The organism is Microbacterium foliorum, from assembly GCF_006385575.1.
GTDB lineage: Bacteria > Actinomycetota > Actinomycetes > Actinomycetales > Microbacteriaceae > Microbacterium > Microbacterium foliorum_B.
In genome coordinates this window covers 429,570-444,254 of record NZ_CP041040.1, presented here as the reverse complement: position 1 = coordinate 444,254, position 14,685 = coordinate 429,570, and the positions used below count along the sequence as shown (strand labels likewise).

Sequence of the window (14,685 nt, the reverse complement as noted above, 5' to 3'; positions counted from 1 at the left end):
GCGTCAGCGCTTCGCGTTCTTCTTCAGCGTCTTCTCCAGCACAGGTGCCTCGCCGGATGCTGCGAGCGCCGCGTAGTACTCGCGGGCCTCGTCCTGGCGCTCTCGCTCAGCACCGGAGGCGATCGGCGCGCGGACGTGCTCGGGCTCGTATCCGAAGGCGTCGACCAGGTCGAGGGCGTACGGACGCAGCCGGGCGCACAGGCGGTCGATGTAGCGAGAGACCGCGGCGGCGCGCTGCGTCGAGAGACGCCCGTTGATGAGGTGCCATGCGAGGTGCTTCTCGATGAGCTGCAGTCCGAAGAGGTCACGCAGCCAGGTGAGCACCTTCTTCGTGTCGGCTTCCTCGACGCGATGGACGGCATCCGTGAACGCCTCCCACTGCAGCAGCTCGGCATGCGCACGGGCCGCCTCGATCAGCTCGGCCTGGTTCTCGTTGAACAGCTTCGCGCCGAGCACCTTGTCTTTGCCCGCGGGGCGCAGACGACCGGCGATGTCGGCGACCATCTGTTGCACGCGCTCGGCGAGCAGCAGATGCTGCTGTTCCTCGCGCAGACCGTTCTCGACCGAGCGCGAGACCTGACCGAGGTCGACGACCGACTGGCCGAACTGACGCAGGCCCGCTCCGTGGAAGAGCTTGCCCGCGGTCATCCCGACGGCGAACTTGGCGAGAGCCGCGGCATCCTTGCCCGTGAACTGCTGGGCGTAGTCGGTCAGCAGCCGCTTGCCGACGAGCTGGAGCAGCACGTTGTTGTCACCCTCGAACGTGACGTAGATGTCGAGGTCGGCCCGGAGACCCACGAGGCGATTCTCGAACATGAAGCCGGCACCGCCGCAGGCCTCGCGCGCCTCCTGCAGCGTGTCGAGCGCGTGCCAGGTCGACAGCGGCTTGAGGGCCGCGGCGAGAGTCTCGAGATCCTCGCGGTCGTCGGGGGTGTCGGTGCGACCCGAGAACACTCCGTCGAACTTCTGCAGGAACTCGTCGTGCGCGAAGATCTGCGCATAGGTCGTGGCCAGCCGAGGCAGCAGGCGGCGCTGGTGCTTGCCGTAGTCCATCAGCACGACCTCCTGCCCGTCGGCCCCGTCGAACTGACGGCGCTGCGTGGCATAGGTGATCGCGATCTTCAGACCGAGAGCCGAGGCCCACGAAGCCGCACCATCGAGCGAGACGCGGCCCTGCACCAGCGTGCCGAGCATCGTGAAGAAGCGACGTCCGGGACTGTCGATCGCGCTCGAGTACGTGCCGTCGGCAGCGACGTCGCCGTACTTGTTGAGCAGGTTCGTGCGGGGGATGCGGATGTGGTCGAAGCTCAGACGGCCGTTGTCGATGCCGTTCAGGCCGCCCTTGAGTCCGTCGTCCTCGCGTCCGATGCCCGGCAGGTCGACGCCGTCTTCGCCGCGCAGCGGCACGTAGAAGCAGTGCACGCCGTGGTTGACGCCGTTCGTGATCAGCTGCGCGAACACCGTCGCGGCGACTCCGTGCAGGGCGGCGTTGCCGAGGTACTCCTTGGTCGCGCCGCGGAACGGCGTGTTGATCACGAACTCCTGGGTGCTCGCGTCGTACGTCGCGGTCGTCCCGACAGCGGCGACGTCGGAGCCGTGCCCGATCTCGGTCATCGCGAAAGCGCCGGGGATAGAGAGGTCCATGACACCGGGCAGCCACTTCTCATGGTGCTCCGTCGTGCCGAGCTGGAGGATCGCGGAACCGAACAGGCCCCACTGCACGCCCGACTTGATCTGCAGGCTCGGGTCGGCGACGACGAGCTCCTCGAAGCCGGCGATGTTCCCGCCGTTGTTCTCTTCGCCGCCCAGCGACTTCGGGAACGCACGGTGCACGGCCTTGTTCTCGACGAGCAGGTGCAGCTGGCTGAGCACACGCTCGCGGTGCTCGTCTTTGCCGAGCTCGTCGTCACGCCAGAAAGCCGAGTCCTTGATCAGCTCGCGCGCTTCACGGCGGGTGTCTGCCCAGGTGCCCATCAGCAGGTCGGTGACGCGGGCGACATCGAACTGCAGGTTCGCGTCTGCGTTATCGGCGTGGGGGCGAGTCGTCTTCGGACGGACGGCGGCGTCGACCATGAGCGTTCCTCTCAGAGGGAAGTGGGGATACGTCCATGGTAGGTCTGCCACAACCAGGAGTGAACTGCTGTGTATGCATCCTCCAACTACCTGCGGGTACAACTCTCCGACGGATTGTCGTCAGACCACAGTCCGCGCGAGAGCGCGACCTCAGACCTCCACGCCTGCGGGGCGGGGCGGGGCGGTCTGCGCCTGATCCCAACGCCGTCTCGTGCCGGAGCTCAGACGCGCCCAGGTCCGATCGCGGATGAAGATCGAGTCGATCGCGATCATCGTGAGCGAGAACCAGGGCAGCCCCATCAGCACGCCGATGCCGATGTGGAAGGAGAGGATGCCGAGGAGACCGATGAGACGCGTCGGCCGCGTGAGCAGCATGAGCGGGAACGCCACCTGCAGGATGATCGATCCCCAGGTCGCGGCGACGACCATCGGCCCCCACGTCGTGACGAGGTCGCTCAGCACCGGCCACGTGCCGAATCGGGCGGTCTGCAGCGGGTTGTAGACCGCGTAGCCCTGCAGTACCAATGGCTGTACGACCGCGACGCGGTCGACATCGCCGCGCACCTGACGGCACACCTCGATGATGTGCTTCCCCTGCGCTGAGCGACGAGTCGAGGGATGCGCCGCGGGATGCGCCGCGGGATGCGCCGCGGGTCAGGCCGCGGCGATCACCGCGAGCACGCCCTCGCCGTAGGCGTCACGCTTCTTGGCGCCGATGCCGGTGATGCCGTCGAGGTCGGCCAGCGAGGCCGGCCTGTGCTCGGCGAGCGCGCGCAGCGTGGCATCGCCGAAGACGATGTAGGCGGGAACCCCCTGCTCGCGCGCGGTCTCGGCGCGCCACGCACGCAGCGCCTCGAACAGCGGACGGTCGCCGGCGTCGAGAGCATCCGCCGCACTCGCCTTGCGCGCCCGTGGACTGGACGCGGGTCGGCCGATCGTGTCTTTGCGCAGCGGAACGGGTGTCTCGCCCTTCAGCACACCGACCGACTGCTCGCCGGGGGCGAGCGTGCCGTAGTCGCCCTGTGCGACGATGATCCCTCGCGCGAGCAGCTGGCGGACGACGCTGCGCCAGTCCTGATCCGACAGATCGGCGCCGATGCCGTAGGTCGCGAGCTTCTCGTGGCCCTGCTGACGGATGCGCTCGGTCGAGGCCCCGCGCAGGATGTCGATCAGATGCCCGGCGCCGAACGACTGATTGCGCTCGCGCTTGAGTCGCACGATCGTCGAGAGCAGCTTCTGCGCGGGAACCAGTCCGTCGAACGTCTCGGGGTTCTCGAGACAGGTGTCGCAGTTGCCGCAGGGCTGTGATTCCTGGCCGAAGTAGCCGAGCAGGTTCTGGCGACGGCATTCGACCGTCTCGCACAGAGCGAGCATCGCGTCGAGGTGCTGCCCGAGGCGCATCTTGAACGTGCGATCACCGGGGCTCTGATCGATCATGCGGCGCTGCTGCACCACGTCGCCCAGGCCGTAGGCCATCCAGGCGATCGACGGCTCGCCGTCACGGCCCGCGCGACCGGTCTCCTGGTAGTACCCCTCGACGGACTTCGGCAGGTCGATGTGGGCGACGAAACGCACGTCGGGCTTGTCGATGCCCATACCGAACGCGATCGTCGCGACCATCACCACACCGTCTTCGCGCAGGAACCGCGACTGGTTCTTCGCGCGCACGTCGGCGGGCAGACCCGCGTGGTACGGCAGAGCGTCGAACCCCTGCGCCGCGAGGTACGTCGCTGTCTGCTCGACCGACTTGCGGCTCAGTGCGTAGACGATGCCCACCGACCCTTCGGGCTGTGCGCGGATGAACGAGACCAGCTGCTTGCGCGGATCGACCTTGGGCACGATCCGGTACTGGATGTTGGGCCGATCGAAGCTGGCGACATAATGCTTGGCCGTGTCGAGCCGCAGGCGCTCGGTGAGCTCTTTGTGCGTCGCGCGGGTGGCGGTGGCCGTCAGCGCCATGCGGGGAACCCCGGGGAACCGCTCGCCCAGGTCTCCGAGCGCGAGGTAGTCGGGGCGGAAGTCATGACCCCACTGCGACACGCAATGCGCCTCGTCGATCGCGATGACGCTGAGGGTGCCTCGCTGCAGCAGCGCCGTCGTCTGCGGCGACGACAATCGCTCGGGGGCGACGTAGATGAGGTCGAGCTCGCCGGCGACATACGCCCGTTCGACCTCGCGCCGCTCGTCGATCGCCTGCGTGGAGTTGAGATAGGCGGCATTGACACCGTTCGCCCGAAGCGCGTCGACCTGATCGTGCATGAGCGCGATGAGCGGGCTGATCACGAGCCCCGTGCCCTCGCGGACGAGAGCGGGCACCTGATAGGTGACACTCTTTCCGCCACCGGTCGGCATGAGCACGACCGCGTCGCCGCCGCCGATGACCTGATCGACGATCGCCGCCTGGTCGCCGCGGAACTCGTCGTAGCCGAACACCGTGTGCAGCGCCTCGGCCGCCGACGGATACCGGCTGGGAGTGGCGCGCCGCGCCACGGGGGCGGATGCCGCGGAGGACGTCGTCGGGCGAGACGCCGACCGCCCGGCCTTCGTCGTCACGGGCGTCACAGGACCGGGCCCCCAGTCCAGCGGAGGCTCGAACCCGGCACCCTGAGGCTCCCAGTCCATGGGCTCGGGCGGCTCGGAGGGTTCCCAGTTGCCGTCCCAGGGCTCATCTGCGTACGGCAGATCCTCGTACGGGTCACGGGGAGTCTGCGGCATCCCTCCAGCGTAACGACCCCCGCCGACTTCGGCCCGCCCCTCCACGACTCAGCGGGCGTAGGTTTGACGCAGACGCCCGAAGGAGATTCCGATGACCGACATCACCGTCACCCGCGACGACGCAGAATCCCGCTACGAGATCCGCTCGGATGACACGCTCGCCGGCTACGCCGAGTTCGAACTGCGCCCCGGCGCCATCCGCTTCATCCACACCGAGATCGACCCCGCGTTCCAGGGGCAGGGTCTCGCCGGCATCCTCGCCGAGAAGGCGCTCACGGATGCTGCCGCATCCGGCGACGCGATCGTGCCGCTGTGCCCGTACATCGCGAAGTACCTGACGACGCACGAGATCACCGGCGCGGAGATCCGCTGGCCGAAGCGGCCGGGGACTGCACCGGCCGAGGCGTGACTCGGGTCGGACCCCGCCGAGGCCGGACTACTGCAGGCAGGTGCCCGAGTAATAGTCGGACAGAGCTTCGCCTGACGCCTTGACGTCGTCGTCGTACGCGTCGATGAGCGCGGTGGGGTCGTCGGTGATCGAATCCGCCGCCACCGTCAGATAGCCCTTCCATGCCTCGAGGTCGTCGGCCAGTTCCGCGGTCGGTTCGACCTTGTCCATGAGCGCGAGCCTCATTGCGACATCCCCCTCGGTGTTCATCCCCGGGATCACCGGTGCGAAGGCGGCTGCCGACGTCTGCGAGTCCTCGAGCAGCGGGCCGCAGAAGCCGGCATCCCCGCCCGAGGCACAGCCGGACAGCAGGGCGACCGATGCGCCGAGGGTGAGCAGGATAATGGGAGTGCGTCGAGCGATCATCCGCCGAGCTTATGAGTCTCTCGCGCTCCCGAGTGCAGACGCACCCACGCGAAGGAGAATCCGATGACGGAGACCGCGTCCGGCCAGGTCGACGGGGCCGCGCCCCGAATCGGCGAGCGCCGCATCGTCCTCGAACCGCGCGAGGTCCCCCTCGGCGGGGTGCGCGGCATGAGCGTGCTGCGCGTGCTGCCGCACCGCAATCTGCCGACGATCGGCGCCTGGTGCTTCCTCGACCGGTTCGGCCCCGCCGACACCCGCATGCGCGTCGAGCCGCACCCGCACATCGGACTCCAGACCGTGACCTGGCCGCTGGTCGGCGAGATCCGCCATCGTGACTCGCTCGGCAGCGACGCCGACCTGCGGCGCGGGCAGCTCAACCTGATGACCGCCGGAAACGGCATCTCGCACTCCGAGTACTCGATCGGCGAAGACCCCATTCCCCTCGACGCCCTGCAGCTCTGGGTCGTGCTGCCCGACGGCGCACGCCAGGGACCGGGTGGGTTCGAGCGCCACACCGATCTGCCCCAGGTCGCGCTTCAGGCCGACGAGGGCACTGCGGCCGCGGCCACCGTCGTGCTCGGCGAGTTCGCCGGCGTCGCCTCGCCGGCCACCGTGCACACCCCCATCGTCGGTGCCGAGATCGCAGTGCGCGCCGGCACGAGCATCCGACTGCCGCTGCGACCCGAGTGGGAGCACGCCCTGCTGCTCGTCGAGGGCGATGCTGTGGTGGCGACGCACGACGTCGCACTGAACGACATGCTCTACCTCGGCGATTCGAGGGATGCCGTCGAGGTGTCGAGCGTGCAGGGTGCGCTGCTCTTCCTCATCGGCGGCGAACCCTTCGCCGACGAGATCGTCATGTGGTGGAACTTCGCCGGTCGTGATCACGAAGAGATCGTCGAGGCGCGCACCGAGTGGGAGGCGGCATCCGATCGCTTCGGCGTCGTCGAGGGACACGACGTGCGCATCCCCGCGCCTCCCCTGCCCGACGTGCGGCTGATGCCCCGCGGTCGCAAGATCTGACGCTGCCGCACGACGACGCCCCGCGCTCCGGAGAACGCGGGGCGTCGTCGGTGACCGCTACTGCGCGTCGACCGTCACGATCGTGCGCACGGCGGATTCTCCGTACTGCACGAGTCCGAGATAGCGGGTGCCGGCGGTGAGGCCGGTCCAGCTGAGCTCGTAGCTCGTCGCCTGGCCGCGCACGGCCTCGATCGGGTTCGGGGTCGCCGTGAACGCGCCCTCGCCCTCGGGCTGCACGTTGGCGTAGGTCATGTCCCACGTCAGCGGAGCCGAGGTCGAGTAGACGTTCGCGACCACCAGGTAGGTGCCCGCCGTCGGAGCCGGCAACGTGACCTGCTCGTCGGCCGAGCCCGTCGCCGACTGCCAGCGCTCGTAGTAGCGCAGGTCGTCAGGGCTCACGACCCGATAGACCGTGAGGTCGAGGTCGCTGCCCGTGTCATCCGACGAGTCGAGGTCGAAGTGCGAGAGCGTGGTGCCCTCCGGCACGTCGACGATCCACGACACGTCCTTGTTCGCGTCGCCCGATGCCTCGTCACCCGAGTGCCCGACGACACGGCCGTCCGGGTCCTCCAGCAGCGTGAACGGAGTCAGGCCCGACACCCCGAGCGCGAGAGCGCCGTCGACGCCGGGAGTGATGTCGACCGTGGTCGCACCGTCGACTCCCGTGCCCTCGACCTCGGCCGGAGCATCCGCCGTGACCGGGAACACCGCGATCGGCGACCGCACCGTGTTCTTCTTGCTCGTCCAGGTGAGCGATCCGGTCGCCCACTGCTCGACCGGCGCGCTCTGGTTGTCGAACGTGACCGTGTAGGTCGCGGTCTGACCCGGCTTGTCGAACTTCAGCGTCGACGGCTGCACCGTCGCGTTCACGCCGGGCAGATCGACGGATGCCGTGAACGTGCCCTTCTCGGTCGCGGTGACCGTGCGGGTGACCGTCTGCGCGCTCGCGAGCGACCCGATCGAGATCGACGCGACGTTGAGGTCGCTGCCGTCGATCGGCTCTCCGGGGAAGTCGGCCAGGCCCTTGCCCTCGAGGAACGCCACCCAGTCGGGCACGTCGTTCAGATAGAGCAGACCCGGGTTGAGCATGCGCTTCGGGTCGACCTGACCTGCGCCCTGCTGGAACGGGTCCTTGTTGGCAGAGCCGTCGGGGTTCACCGTGTCGTACGCGGTGGTCATCATCGCGGACTTGATCTCGGCGGGCTTGGCGTTGGGCCGCTCGCTGAGATAGAGCGCTGCGAGACCGGCGATCTGCGGAGAGGCCATCGACGTGCCCGACAGGATGCCGAAGGTCGGCTTCTCGCCCGGAGCGTTCTGCGTGGCTGCGAGGATCGCGACTCCGGGGGCGGCGATGTCGGGCTTCATGATGTCGCTGCCGTCTGCCAGCATCGGGCCGCGGCTCGAGAATCCGGCGATCTGCGGCACGGGCGTCACCACTCCGGTCGTGTTCTCGCCCACGAGCGTGATCGGACGGTCGACGCCGCCCTGCACGTAGGCGAGCACCGCCGCGCGGTGCACCGACGCGAGGTGCACGGTCGGCACGGCGTGGAAGTCGTTGTCGAGCGAGTCGGCGGCACCGGGCACGTTCACGAGAACGACGCCCATGCCACCGGCATCCTTCACGACCTGCGACTTCTCGGCGCGAGCGTTGCCGCCTCGGTCACAGACCACGATGTGCCCCGTGACCTTCGCCGCATCGAGCGTGCCGGGAAGGCACAGAGCCGCATCGGCGGCAGCCTGACCTGCGGCCGGCGCGTCGCCCGCGTAGATCGACGGCCCGGTGACCGTCGTGCCGAACGGCACGCTCACCGACGCGCCCGCCTGGGCGAAGCCGTCGAACTGCACGGTACCCTCCCACGTGGGGATCGTCGAGGCGGCGACCGTGGTGTACCACGGCGACGCGTGATCGGCCGTGACGGAGTCGGGGCCGTCGTTGCCGGCGCTGGTCGCCACGAAGACGCCCGCTGCTGCCGCGTTGAAGAACGCGATGTCCTCGGGGGCGAGGACGGTGGATGCCGCGCCGCCGCCGATCGAGTAGTTGATCACGTCGACCCCGTCGGCGACGGCCTGGTCGATCGCTGCGATCAGGTCGCTGCCCGCGCAGATGTCGTCGGTCGTGACCGCCTCGTCGGGTCCGACGTAGCAGGCCTTGTAGGCCGCGACCTTGGCACCTGGTGCGACACCCGAGACCTTGCCGAAGTCGACGTCCTCGATCGAGGCCTTCACGCCGAAGTTGCCGGCCGCCGTGCTCGCGGTGTGCGACCCGTGGCCGTCGCCGTCACGCGGCGACAGGTAGTCGTACTGGAAGTCGAATCCGGCCGCCTCGGCGCCGGTGTAGAAGTACTGGGCTCCGATGAGCTTCGACGAGTAGTCGCCCTTGTCCCACTCCTGGGCCTCGACCATCGTGCCCTGGAACTGACCGCCGTCCGACTTGTCGAAGTAGACGAAAGTGCCGTCGGTGTACGGCTGGCTTCCCTTGTGACGCTTGTCGTTCTTGGGCTGCTTCTTGAGCTTCTTGCCGTCGAACGACGGGTGCTCGGGGGCGATGCCGGTGTCGATGACACCCACGACCACGCCCTCGCCCGCCTTGTCGACGCCGCCGGTCTGCTGCCAGACGCCGCCGCGGCCCTTCTTGTCATCGCCGAGACCGAGGAAGTCCGTCGCGGTCTGCGCGTCGGGGTGCCGGATGAAGTCCGGGTAGACGCCGTAGACGTCCTTCGATGCCCGGAGCTTGTCGACCTGCTCTCCCGACAGGTCGGCGCTGAAGCCGTTGAGCACCACCTGGTAGGTGTTCTCAGGGGTGATGCCGACCTCTTGCGCGATCGTCTGCTGCTCGGACTCGAGATGCTCGACATAGCGCTGCGAGTCCTGCGACTGCCGCTCGAGCTGCTCGCCCTCGGCGGGCTTCGTCGCCTCGAGGCCGTCGACGTCGCCGGTGTAGCTCGCGAGTGGATCGGACTTCAGCACGACGATGTAGTGACCGGGCGTGCCTTCGACCGGGGTGGGGTGATTCACCTCCTCCGTGCTCGCGTAGCCGGCGGTTGCCGTCGATGCGATGAACAGCGTTGCCAGGGTTGTGGCCGCTGCCATCCGGAGGGGTGTTCGACCCATGCGCTTCTCCCGATGATCACGGTGCGACTGCGTTACCGCACCGCCGTTCAAGCTACGCCCGGCTTCCGTCCACACACCAGAGTCGGGGATTATTACTGGCCGAACGGCCAGTCGAGTCGCCAATGGTCGACAGTAGGCTGGAGGAGTGGCCCCCTCCCCCGTCCTGACGACCCGCGTGCTGCTGGTCTGCGCGGCGATCGGCGTCGCCACAGGCATTCTCGGAGGGATCGCCGGCCTCATCACGCCGGTCGTCATCGTGGTCACTCCGTACCTCTACGGCCTCGTCCTCGGCTCGCACGTCCTGCCGGGCATCATCGCCCAGGAGGTGCTGCGCCGACCGTTCGTGGCCCTCATCACGCACGTCATCGCCGCCTTCATCTCGAGCGCGTTCAACCCGGCCTGGACGCTGCGCTTCATCGGCACCGCGCTGCTGTTCGGCGCGATCCAGGAGGGCATCGCCGCGCTCACCCGCTACCGCTCGTGGGGGCCCTGGCGCTTCTTCATCTCGGCCGGCGTGATTGGGGTGATCGTCGCAGTCGTGGTGTTCTTCGCGGTCGACCTCGGAGCCTTCGCTCCGTGGCTGCAGATCGCCTACCTGGTGATCGCTGTGCTCGGTCCGATCGCGTGGACGGCAGCCGGGCTCGCGATCGGTTCGTCGCTGAGTCGCGCGGGCGTCGCACGGCGCTGATCCACCGCATCCGACGCGTGGTGATTCAGGTAAGGCTCAGCTAAGTTAGAACGGTACCGATCGCCGAAACCGGGGTTATGCCGTGCGCTCATCCGCGCCCCTTCTCAGCGTGCGTGACCTCTCGATCACCCACGCCGATGCTGTGCGCCCCTCTCCCGAGCGCGTCACCTTCGACATCGAACCCGGCGAGGTCGTGCTGCTCCTCGGCCCCTCGGGTTCGGGCAAGTCGACGCTCACTCTCGCGCTCAACGGGCTCATCCCGCATGCCGTGCCGGCGACCATGACGGGGTCGGTCCACGCCGGCGGCGTCAGCACGGCCGACGCCGACACCGCATCGTTGAGCACCCATGTCGCAATGGTCTTCCAGGACCCGGATGCGCAGATCGTCACCGGCACCGTCTACGACGAGGTCGCATTCGGCCCCGAGAACCTGCTGCTCCCGCTCGACGAGGTGCGCGCCAGGACTGCGGATGCGCTCGGTCGCGTCGGTCTCTGGGAGCGCCGAGACGAGAATCCCGACCGACTGTCGGGCGGCGGGCGGCAGCGCCTCGCGATCGCGTGCGCTCTGGCCATGGGGTCGCCCCTGATCGTGCTCGACGAGCCGACGGCGAACCTCGACCCGCAGGGCATCGACGATGTCTACGCCGCACTGACCGATGTGATCGCGGCCGGCGATCGAGCCATCCTGCTCGTCGAGCACAACCTCGACGCGGCGATGGGCTTCGTCACCCGCACGATCGTGCTCGACCGCGCGGGTCGCGTGGCGTTCGACGGCCCGGCGGCAGAGATCATCCGCACGCACGCCGCCGAACTCATGGCCATGGGGGTCTGGCTCCCCGGGGCGACTCTGGCGGCACTGCGGATGCAGGATGCCGGGACGCACTTCGACGAGCTGCCGCTCACGCCCGCAGAGCTCGCCACGGCACTCGCTGGGGCCGCTACCCCTGCCACGCTCACGGCGTCCACGACTCCCGCCGTGTCCCGTCTGCAGGACCAGGGCACGGATGCAGGATCAGAAACCGCTGTCTCATCCGGCATCCGTGCGTCCGTCCTGCAGGCGGATGCACCCTCGCGACCGACGACCGCCCCGATCATCAGCGCGCGCGGCCTCACCGTGCGCCGCCACCGCACCGAGATCCTGCACGGCATCGATCTCGACATCGAGCCGGGAACCCTCACGGCGATCATCGGCACGAACGGTGCCGGCAAGACCACCCTGCTGCAGTCACTCGCCGGAGTCGTGCCGCCGCCGAAGCGGCAGGTGACGGTCGACGGCATCGACCCCGGCTCGGCGTCGCCCCGCGAGCTCGCGAGCCGCATCGGGTTCGTGTTCCAGAACCCCGAGCACCAGTTCATCGCGCACACGGTGTTCGACGAGCTGGCACACGGGCTTCGGCTGCGGCACACGCCGGATGCCGAGACGCGCGAGCGCGTCGATGCCATGCTCTCCCGCTTCGGACTCGAAGCCAAAGCCGATGTGCACCCGTTCCTGCTGTCGGGCGGAGAGAAGCGCCGCCTTTCGGTCGGCACGGCCCTGATCACCCGCCCGAAGGTGCTCGCGCTCGACGAGCCGACCTTCGGTCAGGATCGCGCGCGGGCCTCCGAGCTCCTCGCCCTGCTGCGTGACCTGCGCGCTGAGGGAACGACGATCGTCATCGTGACCCATGACCTCCAGCTCGTCGCCGAGCACACTTCGCACACCGTGATCCTCAGGGACGGTCGAGTGCACGCCGCCGATCGCACCGACGTGCTCTTCCGCGATGAGTCTCCGTTCGTCGAGGCCGGACTCCGACTCCCGACACTGCAGCGCGTGCTGGCCGACGCGGGGCAGGCGATCGCATGAGCGCGCGCGCCTTCGACCCGTACGCCGCCGTCTCGGCATCCTCTCCTCGTCAGTTCCTGTACGCGCTCAACCCGCTGGCGAAGGTCGTCGGAGTCGCCCCGGCCATGGTGCTGCTGATCTTCGTGCGCGACCTCGCCACACCCGCCGTCTTTCTTGTGCTGTCTCTCGCGCTGATCGTCGCAGGCTCCCGCGTGACGTGGCGAACCGCCGCGCTGCTGTTCGTCGCGCTGCCGGTCGGCATGCTCGCGATCGGAGTCGGGTTCTCGCTGTGGGTCGATGCATCGCTCGTCGATGACACCCGTGCCGCGCTGCAGATCGGCTCCTGGACGCTGTATCAGGGCGCTCTCGAGATCGGCTTCGCCACGGCTCTGCGCCTCGGCTCGATCGTCGCCCTGGCGCTCATCGGCGGCCTGACCACCACCGGCCCCGACCTCGTGCGCGCCAGCGTGCAGCAGCTGCGGGTGCCCTACCGGATCGGCTACACGGCCCTCGCCGCCTTCCGGTTCGTGCCGCGCTTCGGCCACGAGCTCTCAGTGATCCGCGCCGCGCATCGGGTGCGTGGCCATCACGGCGGCAGCGGTCCGTTCGCGCGCATCGCCCGAGGCTGGGGCTACATCGTGCCGCTGCTCGCCGGAGCGATCCGTCACGCCGAACGCGTCGCTCTCGCGATGGACTCCCGCGCCTTCGGCGCCCACACGACGCGCACCGAACGCCACCTCGTACCGTTCCGCACGCGCGACACCGTCTTCATCGTCGTCTCGATCGCCGCATCCGCCGCGATCTTCGTGCTCTTCTTCCCCTGGCAGCTGCCCTGAAAGGCGCCCGCATGGCATACAGCAAACTGGTCAAGCCCGAGTCTGCCGAGCTCATCCATCTCAGCGTGCTGCGCACCGAGCGCCTCTCCGAGCACTGGATGAGGGTCACTCTCGGGGGAGGCGAGGTCGAGGAGTTCCGTCCGATGGGCTTCGATCAGTGGTTCCGCCTGTTCCTGCCGATCGGCGGCGACGCCGGCCTCGACCGTGTTCCCGCGAAGGCGAACAAGATGTTCGGGTATCTCAAGTTCCTGCGCATCCCCGACGGCGAGCGACCCGTCATGCGCAACTACAGCGTGCGCGAGTATCGCCCGGCGACCGACGAGTCGGGTGCCGAGATCGACGTCGACTTCGTGCTGCACGGGTCGGCGGCCGACGGCACTGCCGGCCCCGCGTCGCGATGGGCGGAGACCTGCACGCCCGGCGAGCACGTGCTGATCATCGACGAGGGGCTGACGTTCAACCCGCAGCGCGGAACGGATCGCGTCGTGCTGGTCGGCGATGAGACGGCGCTGCCCGCGATCGCCTCGATCTGCGCCTCGCTCCCCGCGCACGCCGCAGGCACGGCGATCATCGAGGTGCCGTCCCAGGAGGATGCGCTGGACTTCTCGCATCCGTCGGGTGTGGACATCGTCTGGCTCGTGCGCCCGCACGAGTTCGACCCGGGGTCTTTCGCCCTCGCCCGATTGCGCGAACTGACACTGCCCGAGGCGCCGTTCCACGCCTATGCGGCCGGCGAGCAGTCCCTGGCCTCCGGCGCCCGCAAGCATCTCGTCGGCGAGCGCGGTGTCGACAAGAACGCGGTCAGCTTCTGCGGATACTGGAAGATCGGCGCGGCGTCGCCCACGTCGAAGGCAGCCCGCGACGCGGCAGCGGAGCCCCTCTCATGAGCGGGACGGATGCTGCGGAGCCGAAGCCGAACACGGGTCAGGGGACCGAGGCGGGGTCAGAAACGCACCGGACGCCCGAGGCGGGATCAGAAACACACCGGAAGTCGCCGCCTGAGATGCAGAATCGACCCCGCACCGGCCGACGCTCGCGCTTCCGCGTCCCGACGGCGATCCTCCTGACGTGTGCCGCGCTGGGCGTCGCCGGTGCGGCGCTGCTGGCCCCGGCGAACTGGATCTCGACGGTCCTCTTCCCGGGTCTCCCCTTCGTCAGCGTCGGGTTGGCCGGTCTGTGGCTGCTTCCCTCGGTCATCGCCCTGCGCCTGCTGCGCCGCCCCCTCGTGGGTCTGCTGGTGGGCCTGCTGACAGGGCTCGTCATCGTGCCGTTCTCGGGATACGGCTTCAGCAGCGTGGCCACCAACCTGTGGTGGGCGGCGTTCACCGAACTGCCGTTCCTCTTCGTGCTGTGGCGCTACTGGGGAACCTGGCTGCACTACCTCGGCGCCGCGATCGTCGGCGTCGTCTACCCGGTGCTCGCGTGGGCGTCGTTCAACCTCGGCAGCTTCGAGCTCCCCTTGCAGATCACGTTCTTCGCCGTCACCCTCGCCAGCTGCCTCGGAGCCACCGCCCTCGGCATCCTGATCGCCGACCGGCTGCGGAGGGCCGGCGTCGGAGCACGCCTGCCGCGCTGACGTCGCGACCGCCTACCTCCCCGCTCC

The 14,685-nt window shown here is 68.8% G+C and carries 11 protein-coding genes and 1 pseudogene; 7 read left to right on the top strand and 5 right to left on the bottom strand.

Annotated features, from left to right (window positions below; translation table 11 throughout):
* Positions 1-3: 3 nt before the first annotated feature.
* The 3 genes and pseudogenes from FIV50_RS02205 to recQ form a co-directional block, all read right to left on the bottom strand.
* Positions 4-2,073, bottom strand: a complete 2,070-nt coding sequence (locus FIV50_RS02205; RefSeq protein ID WP_140036002.1) for an acyl-CoA dehydrogenase family protein — start codon at positions 2,071-2,073, stop codon at positions 4-6.
* Positions 2,074-2,223: 150 nt separating this feature from the next.
* A pseudogene (locus tag FIV50_RS02200) lies at positions 2,224-2,589 on the bottom strand (HTTM domain-containing protein); the annotation flags it as partial.
* 138 nt (positions 2,590-2,727) lie between these two features.
* Positions 2,728-4,788, bottom strand: coding sequence for a DNA helicase RecQ (gene recQ / locus FIV50_RS02195; protein ID WP_140036001.1), 2,061 nt, complete (start codon positions 4,786-4,788; stop codon positions 2,728-2,730).
* Positions 4,789-4,879: 91 nt separating this feature from the next.
* Between recQ and FIV50_RS02190 the strand changes: the two genes are divergently transcribed.
* Positions 4,880-5,197 (top strand): GNAT family N-acetyltransferase, encoded by a 318-nt coding sequence (locus tag FIV50_RS02190; RefSeq protein ID WP_140036000.1) that lies wholly within the window; start codon positions 4,880-4,882, stop codon positions 5,195-5,197.
* A 27-nt stretch (positions 5,198-5,224) separates the two neighbouring features.
* Here the strand turns inward: FIV50_RS02190 and FIV50_RS02185 are convergent, their stop codons facing one another.
* The gene (locus FIV50_RS02185) at positions 5,225-5,602 is read right to left on the bottom strand and encodes a hypothetical protein (protein WP_140035999.1); all 378 of its coding nucleotides are present in this window, start codon (positions 5,600-5,602) and stop codon (positions 5,225-5,227) included.
* A gap of 63 nt (positions 5,603-5,665) precedes the next feature.
* Between FIV50_RS02185 and FIV50_RS02180 the strand changes: the two genes are divergently transcribed.
* Positions 5,666-6,625, top strand: coding sequence for a pirin family protein (locus FIV50_RS02180; RefSeq protein ID WP_140035998.1), 960 nt, complete (start codon positions 5,666-5,668; stop codon positions 6,623-6,625).
* Between the two features lie 57 nt (positions 6,626-6,682).
* Here FIV50_RS02180 and FIV50_RS02175 read toward each other — a convergent pair whose 3' ends face one another.
* Positions 6,683-9,715 (bottom strand): S8 family peptidase, encoded by a 3,033-nt coding sequence (locus FIV50_RS02175; protein WP_181164302.1) that lies wholly within the window; start codon positions 9,713-9,715, stop codon positions 6,683-6,685.
* A 166-nt stretch (positions 9,716-9,881) separates the two neighbouring features.
* On the opposite strand from FIV50_RS02175, the gene FIV50_RS02170 reads away from it, so the two are divergent.
* From FIV50_RS02170 to FIV50_RS02150, 5 genes are all read left to right on the top strand, one after another.
* Positions 9,882-10,424, top strand: a complete 543-nt coding sequence (locus FIV50_RS02170; protein ID WP_140035996.1) for an ECF transporter S component — start codon at positions 9,882-9,884, stop codon at positions 10,422-10,424.
* A gap of 82 nt (positions 10,425-10,506) precedes the next feature.
* Complete coding sequence (locus FIV50_RS02165; RefSeq protein ID WP_140035995.1) at positions 10,507-12,267, top strand: ABC transporter ATP-binding protein; 1,761 nt, start codon at positions 10,507-10,509, stop codon at positions 12,265-12,267.
* Positions 12,264-13,082 carry an energy-coupling factor transporter transmembrane component T gene (locus tag FIV50_RS02160; protein ID WP_140035994.1) on the top strand — a complete coding sequence of 273 codons (819 nt, stop codon included), beginning with the start codon at positions 12,264-12,266 and terminating at the stop codon, positions 13,080-13,082. The genes FIV50_RS02165 and FIV50_RS02160 overlap by 4 nt, the downstream gene beginning before the upstream one ends.
* 11 nt (positions 13,083-13,093) lie before the next feature.
* Positions 13,094-13,969, top strand: a complete 876-nt coding sequence (locus FIV50_RS02155; RefSeq protein ID WP_140035993.1) for a siderophore-interacting protein — start codon at positions 13,094-13,096, stop codon at positions 13,967-13,969.
* 116 nt (positions 13,970-14,085) lie between these two features.
* Positions 14,086-14,658: an ECF transporter S component gene (locus tag FIV50_RS02150; RefSeq protein ID WP_140035992.1), complete on the top strand. Its 573-nt coding sequence runs from the start codon at positions 14,086-14,088 to the stop codon at positions 14,656-14,658.
* Positions 14,659-14,685 lie beyond the last annotated feature (27 nt).

Bases quoted from the DNA above. Each gene is read 5' to 3' on its own strand.
- FIV50_RS02205 (WP_140036002.1), bottom strand. From the start codon at position 2,073: ATGGTCGACGCCGCCGTCCGTCCGAAGACGACTCGCCCCCACGCCGAT.
- FIV50_RS02160 (WP_140035994.1), top strand. From the start codon at position 12,264: ATGAGCGCGCGCGCCTTCGACCCGTACGCCGCCGTCTCGGCATCCTCT.
- FIV50_RS02190 (WP_140036000.1), top strand. From the start codon at position 4,880: ATGACCGACATCACCGTCACCCGCGACGACGCAGAATCCCGCTACGAG.
- FIV50_RS02180 (WP_140035998.1), top strand. From the start codon at position 5,666: ATGACGGAGACCGCGTCCGGCCAGGTCGACGGGGCCGCGCCCCGAATC.
- FIV50_RS02175 (WP_181164302.1), bottom strand. From the start codon at position 9,715: ATGGCAGCGGCCACAACCCTGGCAACGCTGTTCATCGCATCGACGGCA.
- FIV50_RS02185 (WP_140035999.1), bottom strand. From the start codon at position 5,602: ATGATCGCTCGACGCACTCCCATTATCCTGCTCACCCTCGGCGCATCG.
- FIV50_RS02155 (WP_140035993.1), top strand. From the start codon at position 13,094: ATGGCATACAGCAAACTGGTCAAGCCCGAGTCTGCCGAGCTCATCCAT.
- FIV50_RS02150 (WP_140035992.1), top strand. From the start codon at position 14,086: ATGCAGAATCGACCCCGCACCGGCCGACGCTCGCGCTTCCGCGTCCCG.
- recQ (WP_140036001.1), bottom strand. From the start codon at position 4,788: ATGCCGCAGACTCCCCGTGACCCGTACGAGGATCTGCCGTACGCAGAT.